Annotated in this window: 22 protein-coding genes and 1 pseudogene; 9 read left to right on the forward strand and 14 right to left on the reverse strand. The window is 65.2% G+C overall.

Going from position 1 to position 19,530, the window contains the following annotated elements; all coding sequences use genetic code 11:
• The first annotated feature begins 334 nt into the window (after positions 1-334).
• Positions 335-592 (forward strand): hypothetical protein, encoded by a 258-nt coding sequence (locus CBQ26_RS12125; RefSeq protein ID WP_088248892.1) that lies wholly within the window; start codon positions 335-337, stop codon positions 590-592.
• Positions 593-601: 9 nt separating this feature from the next.
• Here the strand turns inward: CBQ26_RS12125 and CBQ26_RS12130 are convergent, their stop codons facing one another.
• From CBQ26_RS12130 to CBQ26_RS12145, 4 genes are read right to left on the reverse strand one after another with little or no spacing between them, the layout of a single operon-like run.
• Positions 602-1,390: an alpha/beta fold hydrolase gene (locus CBQ26_RS12130; RefSeq protein ID WP_088248893.1), complete on the reverse strand. Its 789-nt coding sequence runs from the start codon at positions 1,388-1,390 to the stop codon at positions 602-604.
• Positions 1,391-1,393: 3 nt separating this feature from the next.
• Positions 1,394-1,987 (reverse strand): DUF1648 domain-containing protein, encoded by a 594-nt coding sequence (locus CBQ26_RS12135; RefSeq protein WP_088248894.1) that lies wholly within the window; start codon positions 1,985-1,987, stop codon positions 1,394-1,396.
• A 1-nt stretch (position 1,988) separates the two neighbouring features.
• The gene (locus CBQ26_RS12140) at positions 1,989-3,698 is read right to left on the reverse strand and encodes a cation:proton antiporter domain-containing protein (protein WP_088248895.1); all 1,710 of its coding nucleotides are present in this window, start codon (positions 3,696-3,698) and stop codon (positions 1,989-1,991) included.
• 17 nt (positions 3,699-3,715) lie between these two features.
• Entirely contained in the window at positions 3,716-4,039 is a 324-nt protein-coding gene (locus CBQ26_RS12145; RefSeq protein ID WP_244898037.1) for a hypothetical protein, read from the reverse strand.
• A 513-nt stretch (positions 4,040-4,552) separates the two neighbouring features.
• Between CBQ26_RS12145 and CBQ26_RS12150 the strand changes: the two genes are divergently transcribed.
• From CBQ26_RS12150 to CBQ26_RS12165, 4 genes are all read left to right on the forward strand, one after another.
• Entirely contained in the window at positions 4,553-5,347 is a 795-nt protein-coding gene (locus CBQ26_RS12150; RefSeq protein WP_088248896.1) for an AcrVA2 family anti-CRISPR protein, read from the forward strand.
• A gap of 652 nt (positions 5,348-5,999) precedes the next feature.
• A complete protein-coding gene (locus tag CBQ26_RS12155) occupies positions 6,000-7,364 on the forward strand; it encodes a replication initiator protein A (protein ID WP_088248897.1) in 1,365 nt (454 codons plus the stop codon).
• A gap of 18 nt (positions 7,365-7,382) precedes the next feature.
• Entirely contained in the window at positions 7,383-7,676 is a 294-nt protein-coding gene (locus CBQ26_RS12160; protein WP_088248898.1) for a hypothetical protein, read from the forward strand.
• Between the two features lie 10 nt (positions 7,677-7,686).
• Positions 7,687-8,058, forward strand: coding sequence for a hypothetical protein (locus tag CBQ26_RS12165; protein WP_088248899.1), 372 nt, complete (start codon positions 7,687-7,689; stop codon positions 8,056-8,058).
• 22 nt (positions 8,059-8,080) lie between these two features.
• On the opposite strand, the pseudogene CBQ26_RS23155 reads toward CBQ26_RS12165, so the two are convergent.
• Together CBQ26_RS23155 and CBQ26_RS12175 are read right to left on the reverse strand one after the other, a co-directional pair.
• Positions 8,081-8,137: pseudogene (locus CBQ26_RS23155) on the reverse strand (excalibur calcium-binding domain-containing protein); the annotation flags it as partial.
• 27 nt (positions 8,138-8,164) lie between these two features.
• Positions 8,165-8,836 (reverse strand): recombinase family protein, encoded by a 672-nt coding sequence (locus CBQ26_RS12175; protein WP_244898038.1) that lies wholly within the window; start codon positions 8,834-8,836, stop codon positions 8,165-8,167.
• A 155-nt stretch (positions 8,837-8,991) separates the two neighbouring features.
• On the opposite strand from CBQ26_RS12175, the gene CBQ26_RS21345 reads away from it, so the two are divergent.
• Entirely contained in the window at positions 8,992-9,180 is a 189-nt protein-coding gene (locus CBQ26_RS21345) for a hypothetical protein (RefSeq protein ID WP_143342090.1), read from the forward strand.
• Between the two features lie 77 nt (positions 9,181-9,257).
• Positions 9,258-9,638 carry a hypothetical protein gene (locus CBQ26_RS12180; protein WP_088248900.1) on the forward strand — a complete coding sequence of 127 codons (381 nt, stop codon included), beginning with the start codon at positions 9,258-9,260 and terminating at the stop codon, positions 9,636-9,638.
• A 123-nt stretch (positions 9,639-9,761) separates the two neighbouring features.
• Here the strand turns inward: CBQ26_RS12180 and CBQ26_RS21350 are convergent, their stop codons facing one another.
• The 5 genes from CBQ26_RS21350 to CBQ26_RS12195 form a co-directional block, all read right to left on the reverse strand.
• Complete coding sequence (locus CBQ26_RS21350) at positions 9,762-10,136, reverse strand: hypothetical protein (RefSeq protein ID WP_143342091.1); 375 nt, start codon at positions 10,134-10,136, stop codon at positions 9,762-9,764.
• A gap of 75 nt (positions 10,137-10,211) precedes the next feature.
• Complete coding sequence (locus tag CBQ26_RS12185) at positions 10,212-10,778, reverse strand: HTTM domain-containing protein (RefSeq protein WP_172418060.1); 567 nt, start codon at positions 10,776-10,778, stop codon at positions 10,212-10,214.
• On the reverse strand, positions 10,763-11,128 hold the full coding sequence (locus tag CBQ26_RS21915) for a hypothetical protein (RefSeq protein ID WP_172418061.1): 366 nt from the start codon (positions 11,126-11,128) through the stop codon (positions 10,763-10,765). Before CBQ26_RS21915 ends, CBQ26_RS12185 begins: the two co-directional genes overlap by 16 nt.
• 28 nt (positions 11,129-11,156) lie before the next feature.
• Positions 11,157-11,657, reverse strand: a complete 501-nt coding sequence (locus tag CBQ26_RS12190; RefSeq protein ID WP_172418062.1) for an SdpA family antimicrobial peptide system protein — start codon at positions 11,655-11,657, stop codon at positions 11,157-11,159.
• 89 nt (positions 11,658-11,746) lie between these two features.
• Complete coding sequence (locus CBQ26_RS12195; RefSeq protein ID WP_088248903.1) at positions 11,747-12,493, reverse strand: sporulation delaying protein family toxin; 747 nt, start codon at positions 12,491-12,493, stop codon at positions 11,747-11,749.
• A 117-nt stretch (positions 12,494-12,610) separates the two neighbouring features.
• On the opposite strand from CBQ26_RS12195, the gene CBQ26_RS12200 reads away from it, so the two are divergent.
• Positions 12,611-14,017 (forward strand): DEAD/DEAH box helicase family protein, encoded by a 1,407-nt coding sequence (locus CBQ26_RS12200; RefSeq protein WP_088248904.1) that lies wholly within the window; start codon positions 12,611-12,613, stop codon positions 14,015-14,017.
• A complete protein-coding gene (locus CBQ26_RS12205) occupies positions 14,004-15,236 on the forward strand; it encodes a DUF790 family protein (RefSeq protein ID WP_088248905.1) in 1,233 nt (410 codons plus the stop codon). The genes CBQ26_RS12200 and CBQ26_RS12205 overlap by 14 nt, the downstream gene beginning before the upstream one ends.
• Positions 15,237-15,596: 360 nt before the next feature.
• Here CBQ26_RS12205 and CBQ26_RS12210 read toward each other — a convergent pair whose 3' ends face one another.
• From CBQ26_RS12210 to CBQ26_RS12220, 3 genes are all read right to left on the reverse strand, one after another.
• Complete coding sequence (locus tag CBQ26_RS12210; RefSeq protein WP_280522593.1) at positions 15,597-18,401, reverse strand: UvrD-helicase domain-containing protein; 2,805 nt, start codon at positions 18,399-18,401, stop codon at positions 15,597-15,599.
• A gap of 134 nt (positions 18,402-18,535) precedes the next feature.
• Positions 18,536-19,045: a single-stranded DNA-binding protein gene (locus CBQ26_RS12215; protein WP_088248906.1), complete on the reverse strand. Its 510-nt coding sequence runs from the start codon at positions 19,043-19,045 to the stop codon at positions 18,536-18,538.
• A gap of 179 nt (positions 19,046-19,224) precedes the next feature.
• The coding region (locus CBQ26_RS12220) for a transposase (protein WP_172418051.1) at positions 19,225-19,530 on the reverse strand (306 nt) is incomplete at its 5' end.

The following is a 19,530-nucleotide window of genomic DNA, read 5'->3' on the forward strand; positions in this document are numbered from 1 at the left end:
TAGTCTGTCTTCGCTGTCTTCCAAGTGGACTTATTTCCCCATGACCGCCTTTCCACGTGCTTGAGCAGGGGCATGAGCATGGGGGAAGGCGGCAGTGAGGGAGGGGTGATGAGATGGGTGGTGAGGGAGTGTATGGATCGTCGTATCTACGGCCATATATACATCAGTACAGCCAATCGTCCGCCAAACCCCACCACTCCCAGTGACACACCCATTCCATAGGCGATGTCCCACTCGCTGCCTCCTCCATGACAGAAATGGTTGTGCGGCACGCCCGGCTGATACCACAGCAGGATCAGAACCGACCGGCCAGGAGTGGCCCCTACCGCTCGTCGTGAAAGGCTCCCTCCTGGCCGTCCTACCCGAGTCGACTGACAGCGACCCCGCCGACACCGCCCGGCGCGCCATCCTAAATACCCTCACGCACCTCCCGCCCCCCACCGACCCGCCCCAGCAGCACGAGGCCAACCCCACCCTGCTCGCCCGCCTCGAACGCCACCTGAAGCGCGTCAGGACCGCCGCGCCCGCCACGAGCGCCGCCCTCCCGCACCTGTTGGGGTCACCTGAGATTAGGAACAGCGAATTACTCTAACGAACTCGGTCACAATCCTCGAGTTTGCTTGCCGCTGTCCAGCCGCGACTCCCAGGGAAGAGGACCGTCCTGCAGCCACGCGTTGAGGGTCTGCCCGAACAGCTCCGGCACTTCAAGATTCCACACATGCCCCACGTGCGGCACGACCGCGAAGCGACCACGTGGGAAGGATTGGGCGATGACCTGCGCCGCCCGCCGCGCCAGAAAGGTCTCCCGCGCGCCCACCAGCGCCAGGACTGGCACGTCCATCCCCATGGGCAGGCGCAACGCCATCAGCGCCTGTGTCAGGTGCCGCTGTGTGGCGCTGTTCAGTGCCAGGCGCAGGTCTTCACGCACCACGTCCTGGTAAGTTTCGGGAATGTGAAATTGCCGGAGGGCTTGCCGCACAAGCCGCTCCTCCTGAAACCAGCGCAGGACGCTGATGCTGGAAAGCATCAGTCGTCCCGCCAGCGGACTCAGGCCCGCCGCGCTGCCGGTCACCAGCAGCCGGGTGAACCGCTCGGGGGCCAGACGCAGCAGTTGCAGGGCCACCGCCCCCCCGAGCGAACTGCCGACCACGGCCACCCGTTCGCCCGGCGCGTGCTGGTCGAGCACCGCCAGCACCTGCCGGGCCGCACCGTCCAGGGTGAAGGGTCCCGCCTCCCGGCTACGCCCATGCTCCGGCAGGTCCGGGGCGATCAAGCGCAGGTGGGGCAATCCCTGCAACTGCGGAGTCCACTGCCGATGACTGAGCCCCCCACCGTGCAGGAGCAGCACTGGGGACGCGTGCTCAGCACCCACTACGACGCTGAACAGCACCGCTCAGCCCTCGGACCGCAGGCGATCGCGCCGCACGCCCAAGAACAGGAACAGAACGACGCCGATCAGACCCAGGAACAGCGTGGCGGTGATCAACCCCGGCACCGGGGCCAGCAGACTCACCAGAATCAGAATGACGCCGAACAGTGTCCATGCAGTTCCCAGACGCCGCAAGGTGGTGGGGGACAGTTGGGGTCCAGAGAGGCTGCTCGGCGGGGTCTGGCCCAACGCGGTACCCGTCAGCAGGAACAGGCTCCCCAGGGCGATCATCGGGACGCGGAAGCCGTCACCGCCAAAAGCCTGGGCCGCCGTACTGAACAGCGCGAGCAGGCCAAGCCCGAAGATGACCGTCCGCAGCAGGTGCGTCGCGGCAGGCTGCGCGCGGGAGACCGCCAGGATCAGGAGCGACACGAACAGCAGCATGATGGGCATCGAGAACAAGCCCTCGGCAGGGCTTCCCCAGCGGTCCGGCTGTCCGTCTGCGCCCCAGTGGACCGGGACGCGCTCCGGCTGACGCGGGAAAGCCCAGACACCCAGAGCGAAACTCACTGCGAAAGGCAGCAGGGGAACCCAGTCAGGCATGAGACGGGTGCGCATATCACCGTCCTCCCAGACCAAGAGGTGTGCCCAGGACAGGCCGCGTTCCCAGAGCCATGACAGCCTGGACTCCGATGGCCTGGCCGAGTTCCTGCTCCCCGAACAGCACTTCGTTGGCGCCCAGTTGCTCAAGGGCCTGCTGGGTGTGCTCGTCATGGGTCCGGGCAATGACATGGACCTGTGGATTGACTCGCCGGACGTGCTCCGTGACCAGTTGGGCCTGAACGGCGTCCGGCGTGGCGACGATCACCACGCCCGCCTGCGGCAGCCCTGCCTGACGCAGCACCTGGGTGCGGGCGGCGTCCCCGTAGATCACACTCAGGCCCTGGGCGCGCAGATCCTCGACCAGTGCGTCGTCCTGCTCCACGATGACAAAGGGCAACTGGCGGGCCTGAAGGGCCTGGCCCACCAGGCGCCCGACCCGTCCGTACCCCACGATGACGGCGTGCCCGTGCATCTCAATGGCCGCACCTTCAGGCACAGTGGTCGACGCCCCGGGAGCAGCAGGCGAGCGGCGCTCCAGCCGATCTTTCAGCGGCGTGATCAAGCGGAACAGAAACGGGTTCAGGGTGATCGACAAAATCGCGCCCGCGAGAATCAGATTCTGACCCTGCTCACTCAGCAGGTTCAGGTCACGGCCCAGGGCCGCGAGGATGAACGAGAACTCCCCGATCTGGGCGAGAGAGAACGCCACGGTCAGCGCGGTGCCGACTGGATACCGCAGCAGTCGGACGATCAGGAACGCCGCGAGGGTCTTGCCGACGATGATGATCAGCGCCGTCGCCAGCACCAGCAGCGGAGCCGTGAGCAGAATGGCCGGGTTGAAGAGCATGCCCACCGAGACGAAGAACAGAACCGCGAAAGCGTCCTGGAACGGCAGGGCGTCCTCCGCCGCCTGATGGCTGAACTTGCTCTCGCTCACGACCACACCTGCGAAAAAGGCACCCAGGGCGAACGACACGTCGAACAGCACTCCGGCCCCGTACGCGATGCCGAGGGCGGTGCCCAGGACAGCCAGGGTGAACAGTTCCCGGGAGCCGAGTCGGGCGACGCGGGCCAACATCCAGGGAATGAAGCGGCGGCCCGCAATCATCATCAGTGCCACGAAGACGGCGACCTTCCCTACCGTGAGCAGCAGGGAGGAGAGCAGGCCGCCCGCATCCAGACTGGCGCCTGTGGTGCCCTTCAGCAGCGGGGCGAGGGCTGGGAGCAACACCAGGGTCAGGACCATCACCAGGTCCTCAACGACCAGCCACCCGACGGCAATCTTGCCTTTCTCGGTGTCGAGCGTTCCGCGTTCCTCCAGGGCGCGCAGCAGCACCACGGTACTGGCGACGGACAGGGCAAGGCCGAAGACCAGACCCTGCCCCAGGGACCACCCCCACAATTGCGTCACGCCCAGGCCCAGCAGGGTGGCGACCGCAATCTGAACAAGCGCGCCGGGAATAGCGATGCGCCGGACCGCCAGGAGATCCCCGAAGGAGAAATGGAGGCCTACCCCGAACATCAGCAGAATGACGCCGATCTCAGAGAGTTGCGCGGCGATATTGGCGTCGGCCACGAACCCAGGGGTGAACGGGCCGACCACAATGCCGGCCAGCAGGTAGCCGATCAAGGGGGGCAACCGCAGTCGGGTGGCGAGCAGGCCGCCCAGGAAGGCAAGGGTCAGGCCCACGGCGAGGGCGGCGATGAGTTCGGTGTGGTGAGGCATGTCGGCTCCTTGGTGGTTCAGGTGTCGGCAGGTGGGGAGGTCTCGTGTGGGAACTCCTGGGCGAGGAAGGCCTGGAAGGCCGTCTGAAATGCCTCGCCTTTGGTGGGAAGCCCGGCAGTCTGGGCGGCGTCGCGGATGGCGGCGGACAGCAGTTGACTGGCGGCGCGGGTGCGGCTGGCGTCCATGAGCTCGGCCAGCTGGGAGAGCCAGTAGAAGTCGGTGGCCTGGAGGCGCAGGGTGACTTTGCCGTCGGGCAGTTCACCCTGGTGGCCTCGGGCGTCCTGTTCCTCCAGCGCGTGGCGGACGAGGGCTTGAACACGGGAAGTGGTTTTGGTTGGCATGATTGCTCATAGCTAAAATACCATAAAAAAATGGCAATATGCCACCAATTGTCGGCATGGACTGGCAATCTTCAGCGAGGCAGGAGAGGGACGGTGCTCCTGTGCCCCCTGTACAGGGAAGGCCAGTGCCTTGCTGCCTACTCCATCCAGAATCACGGTGGATGCCTGACCAGGCGGTGTGGAAACGATCGTCTCGGCGCCCTCTATGACTCCCCGAGCGAATCGACTTCCTCGCGTTGCAAAACCGTGTTGCACAGTCTCAGACAATGGCAGTAGGGTAAAGCAACCCCAGGAGGCCCTATGCACGCTGGTTACGTCAGCCCCGATGCCTACGTGATCCGAACACCCTGGAGGTCTATCTGGGACAGATCAAGTTGTGATCTGGGCCGTTAGAGTAATCGGCTGTTCCACTTCTCAGGTGACACCCTGTTCCTGAAAAAACGCGCCGCCTGGGACGCCCGCACCTTCGTTCCCAGTCTCCTGACCGCCGCACTGCTCCAGGACCGCGACGGCATGGACGAACGGAGCGCCATCATCAGCGCGCCCAAGATCAGCGTCCTGACCGCGTGGCGGTACGCCAAGCACGTCGTGCGCATCGACGAGGACGTCCTGGACCGCCTGCGCCGCGCCCGCCCCCTCACCCGCCTCCCGGCCGAACTGCCCGGCCTGCGCGGCCACGCCACGTACATTCCCGTTCCCGGCGGCCTGACCCACCCCTCCCAGACGGGCTTCTTCGCCGCGACCGACACCACCCAGGGGAGGCCGTGGCTCACGCTCCTGATCGAGAACCGCGCGTACGGCGATCACGTCCTCGCGCCCGTCAGTCTCCCCCTGGGCGGCGACGTGGCCGAACAGATCCGCCTGATGGCCCAGACCGGCGCGACCAACTTCACCGAAGCGGAAGCGGCCCGCGTGGCCCGCGACCTGGGCTTCGCGCTGCTGTGCGTCACGTACCTGGGCCACGAGAAGACGCAGCTGCTCGGTCCCGGCACGCCCCGCCCCGTCACGCCCCGGCGCGGCAAGGGCGGCAAGGAAGAACTCAGCGAACCCAGCGCCGCCACCGTCTGGGAAGCGGGCGTCGACACCGGCAACGTCCTGCGCGCGTACTACGCCAGGAAGACCCAGGGAGACGCCGAGACGGGGGCCCCGACCAGCACGGGCCGCCGCATGCCACCCCACCTGCGCGAACCGCACCTGCACGGCTACTGGACCGGCCCGGGCCGCACCCGCTACGAGGTGCGCTTCCTGGACTTCGTGGCTGTCAACATGGACGGCGAAGGCCCCGAAGCGCCCGTCCGACTCGGATGAGGGAGCCGGACTGACCTGTCCAAAGGTATCCCCCCCAGCGGACCGAAGGTATCTCCCCCCAGACCAAAGGTATCTCCCCCGCCCGCTCAGATGCCTTTGGTCCCGTTCGCTTAAAAAGAGCGTACTAGACGAAGTATACCCATCCAGGTACGGCGCGATGCGGTCCCTGTAGGGACCTCCGATACCTTCGGTCCCAGCCGGGTTTCAGAAGGGATACCTTTGGTCCGTTTCCTGGATACCTTCGGTCCCGAAACGAAAAAAATGCCGTCCAGAGCACCCGCAATCGTACTCTTTGTTGTTTGTCTTTTAATCTTTAAAGAGAAACAAACAACACCAGACAGGGAGGGTCGAAGGGGAGATACCTTTGGTCCCGAAACGCCAAAAATGCCGTTCAGCACGACACTGCCCCATAAGCGCACTCTCCACTCCGGTCCGGTCATCCAGGTCGCCACTCAGATACCTTCGGTCCCGAAACGCCAGAAACACTGTCCGGCACAGTGTTCCGTGGCAGGACGGCTCCGCTGGTCACACTGGACACCGGGGAAGCGCCCTCAGATACCTTCGGTCCCGAAAGGCCAGAACTGCCGTCCAGCACGCCTGAATGCCATTCAGGACTTACGGGGAGCCCATATGATGCGGCGCGAGACCCCCGATGAAGAAGTTGAAACACGATCACCCCGTCAGGATCGACGAGCGGAACTCGGCCGCACTCGGCATCTTCAGCATGCTCAGCCGCTCCAGCAGCGAACGCCAGCAGTGGCACAGCCAGTTCACCGTCGCCGGCCGCCAGTACGACGTCAGCGGCGAAGCGGCCCGCGGACGACCGCACGGCGCGGACGTGAACATCATGGTCGGACTCGAAAATCTCTTCCAGGCGCAGGGCTGTCCCGCCGACAACTTCGTGCACACCAGCGCCAACGAACTGCGCGAAGCGAGCCTGCTCGCCGCCAACGGCCGCAACCTGCAGCGCCTGCGCGAGGGCCTCGACCGCATCTGGGAAACCAGCATCACCGTGACGCGCGGCTGGCACCTCCCCGATGGCCGGACCCTCGCCCACGTCCACAAGACCCGACTGATCAACGACCTGCGCTACTGGGTGCAGGGCGACCCCGACCCCACCGCAGCAGGAAGCGTCATGGTGCCCGGCGCCACGCTCAGCATCCAGCTCGGCGCCCACCTCGCCGACAGCATCCGGGCAGGCTACACCCAGAACCTCCAGCTGGAGATCCTGCGCCGCATCGAACAACCGCCCGCCCGGACCCTCTACCGGCTGCTCGAAGCGCACCGCTACGAACCGGACGGCACGCCCCGCGAAGAACTCATCGTCGACCTCGACAACTGGCGGCACGCCTGCGGCCTGGGCGACAACCGCCGCAGCCGCCACCTGCGGACCCTCGAACAACCCCACGAGGAACTGATCGCCCAGCAGTACCTCCAGGACGTCACCGTCGACGAACGCGGCGCCCGCACCACCCTACACTACCGCTTCCGGGACCCCGACGCGCCCGACCCGGCCCTCGTGCAGCTGCTGATGGGCGAAGGCGTCGCGCAGAGCGCCGCCACCCAGCTCGCCCGGCAGTACCCGGACCGCATCGAGGCCAGCGTGCGCCTGTCACGCGAACTGCAACGCACGTCTACCATCCGCCGGCGCGGCGCGTTCACCCGCGACATCGTCGAGCACCCCGAGAAGTACCCCTGGCCCGAACTGCCCGCCCCCGTTCCCGCCACCAGCCGCGCCCAGCAGGCCGCCGAGCAGCGCGCCCGTGAGGAAGAAGTCCGCGAGCAGCGCCGCGCCGAACTGGCAGCCGCCAACCCGCAAACCCAGTGGGAAGCGAACGCCCCCGCCCTGCGCCTGTATCTGAAAGGTAGCCTCACCGCTACCCAGTGGACCACCCTCGAAGGCGACTGCCTCAGCGGCCGGCGTTCCAGCCTGGAACTCGTCAGCGCCCTGGTCGCCGCGCAGGCCAACCTCACCCTCCAGAGCGTCATCCACGACTTGAAAGTAGACCTGAGCTGAGCGCCGGCAGGAGCCCCCATGAGCGACTTCAACCCCACCCCCGGCCACGTCAACGTGATCACCGCCGAGAACATCGAAACGGCCCGGCCGCACCTCCCCCCCGATCAAGCCGAAGTGCTGATGATCGGCTGCAAGACCTGGGCCGTGACCTGCGAGGACGGGCAGCGCGGCCAGATAACCCGCTGGCCCGACCGGCGCGGCGCCATCCATCTGGGCGGCAACCTGAGCCTCTGGGGCGACTGGTCGTACTCCGGCGTCCTGCACACCGACGGCGACTTCAGCGACTTCGACAGGCACGGCCAGCCGGTCTGAGCCGCCCCCGATGAAGTTCCTGCGCCTGTACCGGAAATCCCCGTGGGGACTGGTCCTGATCGCCGTCTACCTGATCCTCGCAGCCCTCCTGCTGACCCTGATGCCCCCCCCGGACCACGACGCTGTGAAGACGGACACCTTCACCGTCCGCTTCTCGGAAGCCGGCACGCCCCTCACCCTGCAGTTCACCGGCGAGCATGCGGCCTGCGCCCAGCGAGCCTTCCAGGCGCGCCTCACCGCGCAGCCCGGCGAGGTCCACGTCATCGCCGTGGACGCGCGCTTCATTGACATGCGCCACGTCACGGACGTCACGGTCCTGCACGCCCCTGTCCACGCCCCGCGCCGCTGCGCCGTCCCATCCGGCCGACCCGTCACGCCCTAGGACGCGACAGGCCAGCGGCCCGTCAGTCGCAGGCGCGGCCGTCCCCGTCCCGGTCGAGGTTCGGCGCGTACCCGGGGTGACGACAAGATCCAGCAACTTTAGTACGCTAAGCCGCCTCGTCCTCCCCGGGCGCTGCCGGGGAAGCGCGTTTCACTATGTCCATAACAGTGTTCTTGCTCAAGTTCAGCTCGCGGGCGATCTCCCGATACGACCGCCCCCCAGCGCGCAGCCGCAACACTCGCGCGGTGTACCGTTCGGCTTTGACCCGTTGTCCCGGCTGACGACCGAATTGCACGCCGCGCTCCCGCGCCGCCGCAATCCCCGATTTCACCCGTTCCCGCAGCAGGTCCCGCTCGAATTCCGCCAGCGCCGCCATCAGCGAAGCGAACAGTTTGCCCTGCGGCGAAGTCAAATCGAACTGCAAGCCCGTCTGCGCGATGACCGAGACGCCGCACGCTTCCAGTTCGCGCAGGCTGTGCAGCAGGTCGGTCGTCGAGCGTCCCCAGCGGGTGAGTTCCGTGACGAGCACCACCTGGATGTGACGGTCACGCGCCAGCGCGACCACCTTGCCCCGCTGAGCCCGCAGGTCCTTGCTCCCGGAAGCCGTCTCCTTGAACACGCCCATGACCTCGTACCCGCCGCGCTCGGCGAACGCCCGCAGGTCCCGTTCCTGGCGGTCACAGGATTGATCACCTGTCGAGACCCGGCAGTAGATGGCGGCGCGCTGTCCCATTTGAACCTCCTGAAATCCAGAGCCGTTTTTGTTCGTGTTCATCATGCCCGTGAGCTGTCCCCTCTGAAGGACTGTTCAATTGGGACACGCCGATCTGCGGATCGGAATGGGACTTGACCGTGTCCGCCCCAGGGTGGGGAGGGGCGTCCGGTTCGCTGACGGAAGCATTGAGGCCTCATCCGCACCACCCGCCGTTCTCCTTGTTCTTCGGCCCCGCCGCCGGAGCGGATGGACAGACCACCACCCAGACCGGCTACAGCGTGACCGAGCACCCGGTCAGCACCACGACGCAGACCATCCGCATCACAGGACCCCGGCCAAACCCGAACCTTGAAGCCCGGACCGAGTGGGCGCGGCCTGTGCCGGGTGTATTGCCGCTGGACCCTTAGCTCAAGCTGCCCTGCTCCGGCCCCTGAGCTCTCGCTGTTTGGGTGCCGAGCGAGAGCCGAGACAGAACTTCCCCCCTATGGCGTCTGCCCTGCAGTTTCAGTTTGTTCCCGTGCTGACGAATATCAATGTCACAGAATCGCCCTGGCCGACGGACATGACTGTGCCCCTTGGGCCGGGGCCGCTGCTGTTCCTGGTGGCGTGGGTCCTGGCGGCCCTCGCCTGCGGCCTGTACGCCCTCTCCCGCTTCCGCAGTGCTGGACGCCTGGAAGGGGTGGCCACGACCATCACCCTCGCCCTCAACGCGGTGCTGGTTGCCCACTGGCCGCAGATCGCCGATGACCTGACCGCGTGGTGGCAGCTCGTCCCGTTCGTTCTCCTGTTGAGTGTGTCTATGGTGGTGACCATCATTGCATTGCTCTTGCCTTTTTTGCTCCTCGAGCCATGCAGAAGAGAGTAATTTCTTTGTGTTGAATGACCGAATTCAACAGCCACGCATTATTAAGCCGCACTATTAATTTAATTAATCGCGGAGGAGTGATATTTCCCTGCGACAAAACATTAAATAATTTGCAACATCATTTTATTCAAATCTATTGAAGTTCTCTGCGAGTTGGGGAGGGGTTAGGTAGTAGTATTTTCTATCGAGGAAGACAATTAACGCCTGATCTGGCTGCTTACTATTCGCTAGTGCATGAACCTTATTTTGGGGAACTCCAGAAAAGGCAAATTGACCCACATAGGTTCCTGGCGCGGCCGTCCCGAGAATTCTTGACCCCAAAGGGAGGTGGGTCAGGGCAGCTTGAGAGGATTTATAAGGAAAAAGGTATTTAGACAGCCCTGCCCGCACGAACAGCCCGTTCTCTTTCCACTCATAGGTTACTCCTGGTTTACGGGTGAGCAGGAAGAGAATGATCGGCGTTGATAACAGCAGAATTCCAATTATGATTTCACTCATCGCATATTCTCCTCGCGATTACACGGTTATTTGTGATTCTAACACGTGGTAGAGTCGTCCTCAAATTGAAGATCATCAAGTGAACCTGATACGATCGAGGATTCTCAGCTTTGCCCAGATTCCGGAAGAGTAAAACTCTGCGAAGGACTTCACGTCCAGCGGGGAGAGCAAGAGGATAAGGGCGGCTGTCATAATGATTGAAAAGCTGCCAATTCCCATCAACATGGCAATCATTAGATGGAACGTGATTCCCAACACAAGTAGGATTCGCTTTATCCTGAGATCCATCAAGAATGAAAACGCGAGCGCCATTTCCAGAATCAGAGGCAACCAAGTGATTACCGCAACGAATCCAATTGTCAGAAGCGGATCTACTACAGTCTTGAACAGTCCGGTAGCACCGAAATATGGGCTGTTCATCCAATAGTACATGGCTGTCCCATTGACCCACTCCTCTACTTTGAACTTTGCCGTGGCCGCCTGGAAATAGATGACGCTCACCTGGGCATTAATGAGAAAGCTTGCTATGTTTGCATTAAAGACCAGGATGCTGGAACTATCTGACTTGGCTTTCTGCCAATGGTTCCTTCTGGGATCGGCAAATGCAATGATCGCGAGCAGGAACGTCAGAATGGCAGCCACCTGTTCTCCGCCATCCACCGTTCGGGCAGACAAAAAAAACTCATGCTCACCAAGAAGTGGAGGACGGCAGTGATTCGCGGGAAGTAGCCCGAGATGACGGCCAGAAGTACCAGAACCGAGGCATACTTCACCAAATGAATGTTGTCTTCCCCAAACCAGCAGTACGCACTTAAAAATGTATAAGCCGAGCAACTTAGTGTCTCTGTGATCCCTGACCCAATCCCGAACAGATCATGGGTATCCGTCAGAATCAGCGTCAGAAGGGTCGACAGTGCAATCAATGTCCTGGCCACTGCAAAGGTGGGCAGTAGCGGCTGCCCATTTTGCAGACGGGAACCGATTCGACTCATTCCAGTCTTCTTTTCTAGTATTTGCATGTTAACACTTCACGAAAAATTGCTTGACGCGTCGGTCCTGAGAAGAAGAGGTGGTGCCAGCTTTGGCCCAGGCCCACGGAACGGGTTTGCGCATTTCCACGGCGAGGTGTCCGCACAGAGTCGGATTGGGCAGCTTGTTCTGAACGCGTACAAGTGAACCGCTGGGACTCGGCTTGAGACAGTCACTGAGCACCTGCGTGCAATTGGCCCACTTCAGCTTTTCTGTCGACTCGAAAATGAGCCCCGCTTCGATCCCTTGAGCCCTTGAATGCCGGTCCAACCCGAAGAACTGGTCGGCACGGCCGGCTGGACCGATCGTGACTTCAACGAATTGGTTACCTTCGGCACGGTAGAAGTAGAAGTCCTCATCTCTCGGACTTTTCGTAAAGAAGCCCCAGCCCTGGGGAACGTTCTGCCGCAGATACGGACGGAGAATCTCCTCCCCAGGCAGCGACAGACCATTCACACCTTGATTGGCATCAAAAATGTATGTGAGTGCCACACACCACGTGAGAAGAAGTCCTACTCGGCCTATCTTTGGAAGTGCGACGTGTGAACGCTCAGAAAAAGTGGCTGGGGCTTCTGTCATGATTACAGGCCTTTCAGACGCTTGGCGACGGTCATGGTCCAGCTGTCATCAGCGATGTTGCCGCTGGTCGGCGCACTCTGAATCCAGCGGTCCCAGGCAGCCGCGCCCACATAAACATTCACAGCAGCAAAGAAGTTGACGTAAAGGGCCACCACATGGAAGGCGCCGGCGGCGGTGACAACAGCCCAGACGCAGGTGCCGTGCAGGCTGTTGTCGTTCTCCACTTCGGCCACAGCAGCATTGACGTTAATGCCGCGGTCGGCGAGCACCACCTTCATCTTCTCCCCGGCCTCGCGCACAATGCGCTGCACGCGGTACGGGTCGCCACTGGTCATCTCGGTCTTGTACTCTGCAAAGAAGCCAGGGAATTTGGTTTCGACGTCCGCCATGAGCTGATCTTCCAGCACTGTGCGCTCCGCCATCTGCTCAGGCGTGACTTCGCGGAGAGCCGCGAGGTACTGTTCACTCTTCCAGATCTCGGGGAAGAGCTCAGCCACCGGCCCAGACCCCAGGACGACACCTTTGAAGATCTGCTGGCCGGAGAATTTCTGAACGACCGTCCACCCGATGTACGCCTGCAGGCCCCGGCCACTCCCGGCGCGGCGGGACTCGTACAGGATCACCACGGTCGGCTCCCCGGCCATCAGGGGCGCCAGGGCCGCGTTGTAGCGGGCGGGGTAGGTGTAGTGGCGTTCGCTGTCGTCGTACGTCTGCTGACCAGCCTGGGAGACCAGGATCACGTAGTGCACGGGGGGTCGCTCCTCTGCGGCCAGGTTACCCGGGGAGCAACGCACCGGGGACCGCACCTGCCGGCATTGGGCCCCCACGCACCAAGGGCCCCCTCCTGGACCGCTAGGATGCGCGGGATGCCGCCCACCCTGCGCCTCGACCGGGGCACGCTCGTCATGACGGACGCGCCCGCGTCCGTCCGTGATCACTTCACCTGGGACGACCGCAGCCAATCCTGGCGGGCCCCCGGGCACGCCTACCGGGGCGTGGTCGAAACCCTGCGCGCCGCCGGAGTTCCCTTCAAGGACAGTGCCGCGGCCTTCGAGCCGCTGGTGCTGGGCTTCGCGCGGGAGGTCACGCCGTACGCCCATCAGACGCACGCCCTGAACGCCTGGAAACGCGCCGGTCGCCGCGGCGTGGTCGTCCTGCCCACGGGGGCCGGGAAGACCCTGGTCGCGCAGCTGGCGCTGCGGGACACGCCCCGCAGCGCCCTGATCTGCGTCCCCACCCTGGACTTGCTGCACCAGTGGTACGCGGGCCTGCTCGCGGCCTTCCCGGACACCCCGGTCGGCCTGCTGGGGGGCGGCAGTCACGACGAGGCGCCATTGCTGGTGAGCACCTACGATTCCGCCGCGATTCACGCGGAGTCCCTGGCAGGGCGGTACGCCCTGCAGATCTTCGACGAGGCGCACCACCTGCCCAGTGACTTCACGCGGGTGATCGCGGAGATGGGCCTCGCCCCGTACCGCCTGGGGTTGACAGCCACGCCGAAACGCAGTGACGGGCGGGAGCGGGACCTCGACCGGCTGGTCGGGCCGGTGGTGTACGAGGTCGCCCCGGGCGACCTCGCGGGGGACACGCTCGCCGCGTACCGCGAGGTCGTGATCCGCGTGCGGCTCAGTCCGAACGAACAACAGAAGTACGCGGAGTTGATCGCGCTGCGCAACGACTTCCTGCGGTTGAACGGCATCCGGCTGGGGTCCCTGGACGGCTGGAAGCAGTTCATCCTGGCGAGCGGCACGCCGCACGGGCGGCGGGCCATGTTGGCCCACCGGGAAGCGAAATCCATGGCGTACGGCACCGAGGGGAAACTGCGGGTGCTCGAGGAGATCCTCGCGAACCACCCGCGGGACCGGACGCTGATCTTCACGGACGACAACGCGACGGTGTACCGCGTCAGCCGGGAGTTCCTGATCCCGGCCATCACGCACCAGACCCCCATCAAGGAGCGGCACGCGCTGCTGGAGAAGTTCCGCAGCGGCGAGTACCGGATCCTGGTGACGAGCCGGGTGCTGAACGAGGGAGTGGACGTCCCCGAGGCGAGCGTGGCGGTGGTCCTGTCGGGCACCGCGACGGAACGGGAGCACATCCAGCGGCTGGGGCGGATCCTGCGCCGGGCGGAGGGGAAGGTGGCGGTGCTGTACGAGGTGATCACGGAAGGGACGAGCGAGGAGCGCGTCAGTCAGCAGCGCCGAGGACAGTGGCAACCCGGCCAGGGCCAGGGACGACCGGCCAGTTTCGAGGACCTGAATGCTCCCGACTGACCTGCTGCTGTTCCGGGTGAAGGCGGGGCTCGTGGAACCCCGCCGCCTGAAGCCCACCACCCTGAACCTCACGCTGGCTGAAACCCTGATCGGGACCTTCGAGGCGAACGTCGGGAAGCGCCGCTTCGAACTGGACGAGGATCTCCGCACGCTGGAGGCCGGCCGGCAGGACTTCAAGGTGCTGCGCGGCCTGGCGCACCTGCTGTCGAACATGGGGACGTTCGAGGCGGGGAGCGGCGTGGACCCGGTCCTGGCGCGGGAGCGGGTGTTCACGCTGGCGCAGGGGGTCGTGCCGGGCCGCCGGCAGGCGGCGGCGGTCCTGGAGCAGGCGGCACGGTCCCTGAGTACGGACGGGGAAGTGTCCGGCGAGGCCCTGCAGGCCTCGCTGTACGCGGACCTGCCGGATCAGCAGACGCTGGTGGCGTTCGAGCCGCCCGCGCCGCTGGAACTCATCCACCGCTACGATCTCGCGCAGGCGCAGGGTCAGCTGTACCGGGCGACGGAACTGGTGATCACCGCGCGCCGGAACGAACCGGCGCGCTACAAGCAGCTCCTGAAGTACCTGAAGTTCTTCGGGTTGATGGCGACGGTGGAGGGGGACGCGTCGTACGGGTTCTCGCTGACGCTGGACGGCCCGGCGAGCCTGTTCTCGAACACCACCCGGTACGGGCTGGGCATGGCGAAGTTCCTGCCGGCGCTGCTGCACGTGACGAAGTGGGACCTGAGCGCGACCCTGAAGCCCAGGAAGGATCTCGCGTGGGTGGATCCGGGGGACACGGAGTGGTCGTTTCAGCTGACGAGCGAGGACGGGTACGTGAGTCACTACGCGCCGCCGTCGGAGCATGACAGTGCGCTGGAGAGCGGATTCGCGGAGCGATTCGCGAAACTCGACACACCCTGGACGCTCGAACGCGAGGTGGACCTCGTGCCAGTCCCAGGGGGCGTGATTTTGCCGGACTTCCGCCTCGTTAACGGCGACCGCAGCGTGCTGGTGGAGATCGTGGGCTACTGGCGCCCCGAGTACCTGCGTAAGAAGTTCGACCTGCTGCGCAAGGCGGGGCGGACGGACGTGATCGTGTGCGTCAGTGAGCGCCTGAACCTGGAGCGGGCGGGCGTGGATCCCAGCGACTTCGGGGAGCGGCTGATCTGGTTCAAGGGTGTGCTGAACCCGAAAGACGTGCTGGCGCTGGCGGAACAGTACGCGGTTGCCACGGGTTGATGGGGAGCCGGTTCCCCGTCTGATACTGACTCGGATTGAATGGGCTGCAAAGCCCGTTCAATCCGAGCGGATGCGAGAAGGAGAGAAACGGGTTCCGGACGTGGAGCCGGCAATCCGGTGAAGTTCCGGATTGTTGGCGAAACAAACGGAATCCGTATGACTGCTGTCCAATGTCCAAGACCACGCTCCTCTATGCTGTTTCCGACTGCAGTGCTTTGCGGGGACGCGCTCTGCTGGGAAAGACTCTTCGCCGTTGTGATGGCCGCTCCATGGTTGGGGAGCGCCTCTCCAGTCGACTTTCGATGCGGGTCTTCCCTCCCCCGCGACTCGAATCAGCACAGTGTGACCGGGCGTTCACCCTCAACTGGCCTGCAGGCGGCCCAGTTCCGCCGGTCGGATGAACGGCGCGAGCGGCTCCGCCCCGTCCAGTAACTCCCCACTCAATCGGTCGAACCGGAGCTCCAGGTCGCCCAATGCCACCCGCAACACCCGCCCACTCAACCGCACCTTGCGGGCCAGGCGGACGCGCAGCAGTGGCCCCTCGAACACGCACACCGGCACGCCCGTCCCGAACATCGCCGGAATCGCCAGTCGCGCCTGCCGCGCCGCCCGCTCGAACAACGCCAGATGCGCCTCGTGCACCCCCACGTACGGTGCCTCCACGCCCTGCAGGAGCGTCAGGCCGCCTTCCGCCCACATCCGGAGCAGCGTCCGGTCCTCCTCGGCCAGCGCCGCCAGCCGTTCCCGCACGAGGCCCAGCGGCATGGGCGTCCCCCCACCGAACAGCGGCCACGCCCCCCGGGGATCCATGACAGCGGCCACGGTCGGTCCCCCTTCCGGCAACGCTGGCAGCATGGACCGGCACCCCGAGCTGGGCGGCATCACCGACATCGCCAGGACGGGCGAGGGCACCGGACCAGCATCGTCCAGTTCCTCGGCCCAGACAGGCAGCTCAGATGCGGCTTCCTCCACTTCCGCGGCGGGCAGGACGCCCGGCATGACCAGCTGCTGCGCTGCCCACGCCTCCTTCCCGTACGCGAACCGCAACACCCGCTGCGCCCGCGTCACCGCCACGAACTGCACCGCCCGCTCCTCCGCCTCATCCCCCTGACTCAGCGGCATCAGTTCCGGGTACAGGACCGTCACCCGCTGCCACTCCTTGCCCTTCGCCCGGTGTACCGACGCCAGCAGCACGTCCGCCTCCGCGTCCTCCCGGCACAGCTGCCCCAGCAACGTCAGGGCGTCCGCCTGCGTTCCCACACCCGTACGCCGCGATACGACCCACGCCAGGTACCGCAGGCAGCGGCCCACGTCCAGGAGTTCCGTCAGCGCCCGCCGCGCTCCCTGGTCGCCCGTGCTCACCCGCACCTTGAGTGGAGCGGCCACCGGCTCTAGATACGCCCGGACGAGGTCCGTCACCGCGTCGTTCTCGAAGGAGGGTGGGAACGCCTCAGTCACTCCATCCCGGAGACGCTGCGCGAGATCCCGTCCAGTCACCGCCACGCTGAGGTTCCGGCTCATCAACTCCAGCGCCAGGCGGATCAGCGGCGCGTTCGTCCGGCACAGCACCACGTCCCCCCGCTCATACGTGGCCGTCTCCGCACTGACGTGCTCGACGGTGCCCGTCTCCGCCCGAGGGGCCGGCCGGATAAAGCTCGAGTGCGCCCGCGCGTACCGCACCACCTCACGGGGGCAGCGGAAGGACACGCTCAGCGGAAGTTCGAGGGCGTCCACGCGCTCTTTGAGGCGGGACAGCGCCATGGGGTCAGCCCCAGCCCAGGTGTAGATCGATTGATCGCTGTCCCCCACGAAAATCAGCCGCCCAGGGGACGCTGACACGCCATTCAGACCCAGCAGGTGGAGGACGTACCGCTGCCGCAGTGGCGTCAGGTCCTGCGCCTCGTCCACGAGCGCCAGGGGCAGGCTCCCAACCCCGTACCCGAGTGTCACCGGCAGCCACAGCAGGTCCGTGAAATCCGCCGCACCCGCGTCTGACCAGAGGTCCGCACCCACCTGATGGAACACGGGGATCAAGTCCACCAGCTCGTCGGGTGCCGCGGTCCACTCCGCCCGGTCCGCCAGCCACTCCGCCCGCTCGGGTGTCAGCAGGTGCAGGCCTTCCTCCCGCGCGATCGTCCACGCCCGCGCGGCTGGAGCATGGAGTTGCGTGCGGTCCGGGATCACCGTGGACGCGACCAGGCGACCCTTCTCGTCGAGGATCTGTAAGGGGCTGCCCAGGTGCTGCTGCAGGAGGCGGAAGCCGTGCGCGTGCAGTGTCAGGGCGCGCACCCGGTCTGGCAGGCGCGGCTGGAGGTCCGAGACGGCGTGCCGGTTATACGCGAAGTACACGCCACGCTCCTCCAGGTGCCACGCCGCCTCCGTCAGGGTCGTCGTCTTGCCCGCCCCGGCGGTCGCCCGCAGGAACAGGTGTCGTCTCGACGTCGTGACGGCCGTCATGAACTGCCGCTGCTCGACCGTGAACTGCGCTGGAATGGACCGGGCCATACGCTCGCCTCCTCCCTTCAGGGTATGTGGTGTGAGGGTAATCACGCTATGGCGATCACCCTCACCGTTCACCGGCGCCTCCACCACACTCGCCTCCAGGCGAACATGCCCGCCAGATGGCGGGCATGCCTGGACCTCCTGCACGTGCACCTGATCCTGAGCATGCACCCGGAATGCGAACGTCGCCCCCACCGGACCGCCCTGCGCCAGGCCCAGCACCACCAGGGCCCGCATCACCCCCAGCGCCCCCGCCGAGTCCATGTCCAGCGCCCGCGCAAACATCCCCACCAGCCCACTCCGCCCAGAGAGCAGCCGCGCGGCCGCCTCCACCTCCAGCAGACCCGCTGCCGGCACCCACGCCACGGGCGCGATGTACCCTGCCCGGCCCGTGCGCGTCTCCAGGCCCCCCGGCACCTCCACAGCCAGCCACGCCGCCGTGAGTTCCGCCAGCACATCTCCTGCCCGCGCTTCCCCGACGAGTCTGGTCAGGGCCACCTGGGACAGCCGCCCATCCTGGGAGAGCCGGTCGTACGCGAGTTGCGCGTCCGCGCTCAGGGTCGGCACTGCAAACCGGGCGTCCGGCGGCGTCAGTGGAGGGGTGAAGGGGATCGGGTTGGGGATTGAGGGGATCGGGCGGGCGCGTGGGGCAGTTTTAGGCATGATGGGGTCTCCTGAACGCCACGGCTGAGCGCGTGGGGTTGCAGCGCGGCCTGGCCCCACCGCATCGGTGGGGCCACCCCTGAAGCGAAGGCATGCGGGAGGGGAAGAGGCACGGTCCTCTCCCCACTCGCGGGTCAGTCGGCGGCGTTCTCCTGCGCTGGCCCCACGGCGTGCCGCTGCCGCTGCCCGCCCGGCAGGCTGAATTCCGGCATGGCCTTCCCGCCACCCCGAAACATGATCAGCGTCCGGTACTTGAACTCCCCGTTCGATTCCTCCACGAGGTGTTCCGGGTCGGTCTCCCGGGCCCCGCGGCTGTACTTCAGGGCTTGGGGTAATTTCATCTTCCTGGAGTCCACGGCTTCGAGCTCCCTGAGCTTGTAGAAGCTGCCGTCATGAATGACGCCCCGGTCTCCATCCGGGCTCGTCCACGGGGTCGCGCCGATCAGCGACCAGTCGAACGTGTCGTGCTGCACGTACGGCAACTGGAGGCCGCCGCACGGGATTTCCCCCTCGGGGCGGTACCCTCGCCGTCCGTACTCGCGTTGCAGGGCGCGGAGTTCCTGCGGGGTGTTCGCGTACACGGTGATGCGGGTGCCGATGGCGTCGACCAGCACGAGGCTGCTGCGGTGCGGAATCTCGTTCATGGGGTGCTCCTGGAATGAGGACGAAACGTGCGTGATCGGCGTGCGACACGCGTGAACCCCTCTGCCCTGGCCTGCCCCCCGGGCAGGCCACCCCTGACCACCGGCCCTACAAGTGAGCCGGAAATGCCCTCAGCTCTGATCTGACATCAGACTACGATGGGGTATGATACGGACTCCGATTAATTAGCCAATAAAGGCCACCAGTGGAAGAGCGTGTGCCGAGTGACCAGATCAGGTTGACCTTCCAACCAGACGCAGCGATCCGAGAGGGCTGCCTCCACCTCCTTGATGCTCTTGAACGCTCTATTCGCAATCGGCACATCCGTCAACTCCCAGAGCCGTTCCGCCGGCTGCAATTCCGGCGAGTACGGCGGCAATGTCACCGTCTGAATCCCCTCAGGATGCCCGACATCCGGTGGCACATGAAAACCAGCCCCATCCTGAACGACCAACACCCGATGGTCGGCGCCCGCGCCGACCTTCTG

The organism is Deinococcus indicus, from assembly GCF_002198095.1.
GTDB lineage: Bacteria > Deinococcota > Deinococci > Deinococcales > Deinococcaceae > Deinococcus > Deinococcus caeni.

What these genes read in the sequence shown, in the direction of transcription:
- CBQ26_RS12135 (WP_088248894.1), bottom strand. Translation starts at nt 1,987, where the DNA reads ATGCGCACCCGTCTCATGCCTGACTGGGTTCCCCTGCTGCCTTTCGCA.
- CBQ26_RS12140 (WP_088248895.1), bottom strand. Translation starts at nt 3,698, where the DNA reads ATGCCTCACCACACCGAACTCATCGCCGCCCTCGCCGTGGGCCTGACC.
- CBQ26_RS12145 (WP_244898037.1), bottom strand. Translation starts at nt 4,039, where the DNA reads ATGCCAACCAAAACCACTTCCCGTGTTCAAGCCCTCGTCCGCCACGCG.
- CBQ26_RS12150 (WP_088248896.1), top strand. Translation starts at nt 4,553, where the DNA reads ATGGACGAACGGAGCGCCATCATCAGCGCGCCCAAGATCAGCGTCCTG.
- CBQ26_RS12155 (WP_088248897.1), top strand. Translation starts at nt 6,000, where the DNA reads ATGAAGAAGTTGAAACACGATCACCCCGTCAGGATCGACGAGCGGAAC.
- CBQ26_RS12160 (WP_088248898.1), top strand. Translation starts at nt 7,383, where the DNA reads ATGAGCGACTTCAACCCCACCCCCGGCCACGTCAACGTGATCACCGCC.
- CBQ26_RS12165 (WP_088248899.1), top strand. Translation starts at nt 7,687, where the DNA reads ATGAAGTTCCTGCGCCTGTACCGGAAATCCCCGTGGGGACTGGTCCTG.
- CBQ26_RS12175 (WP_244898038.1), bottom strand. Translation starts at nt 8,836, where the DNA reads ATGATGAACACGAACAAAAACGGCTCTGGATTTCAGGAGGTTCAAATG.
- CBQ26_RS12180 (WP_088248900.1), top strand. Translation starts at nt 9,258, where the DNA reads ATGGCGTCTGCCCTGCAGTTTCAGTTTGTTCCCGTGCTGACGAATATC.
- CBQ26_RS21350 (WP_143342091.1), bottom strand. Translation starts at nt 10,136, where the DNA reads ATGAGTGAAATCATAATTGGAATTCTGCTGTTATCAACGCCGATCATT.
- CBQ26_RS21915 (WP_172418061.1), bottom strand. Translation starts at nt 11,128, where the DNA reads ATGAGTCGAATCGGTTCCCGTCTGCAAAATGGGCAGCCGCTACTGCCC.
- CBQ26_RS12200 (WP_088248904.1), top strand. Translation starts at nt 12,611, where the DNA reads ATGCCGCCCACCCTGCGCCTCGACCGGGGCACGCTCGTCATGACGGAC.
- CBQ26_RS12205 (WP_088248905.1), top strand. Translation starts at nt 14,004, where the DNA reads ATGCTCCCGACTGACCTGCTGCTGTTCCGGGTGAAGGCGGGGCTCGTG.
- CBQ26_RS12210 (WP_280522593.1), bottom strand. Translation starts at nt 18,401, where the DNA reads ATGCCTAAAACTGCCCCACGCGCCCGCCCGATCCCCTCAATCCCCAAC.
- CBQ26_RS12215 (WP_088248906.1), bottom strand. Translation starts at nt 19,045, where the DNA reads ATGAACGAGATTCCGCACCGCAGCAGCCTCGTGCTGGTCGACGCCATC.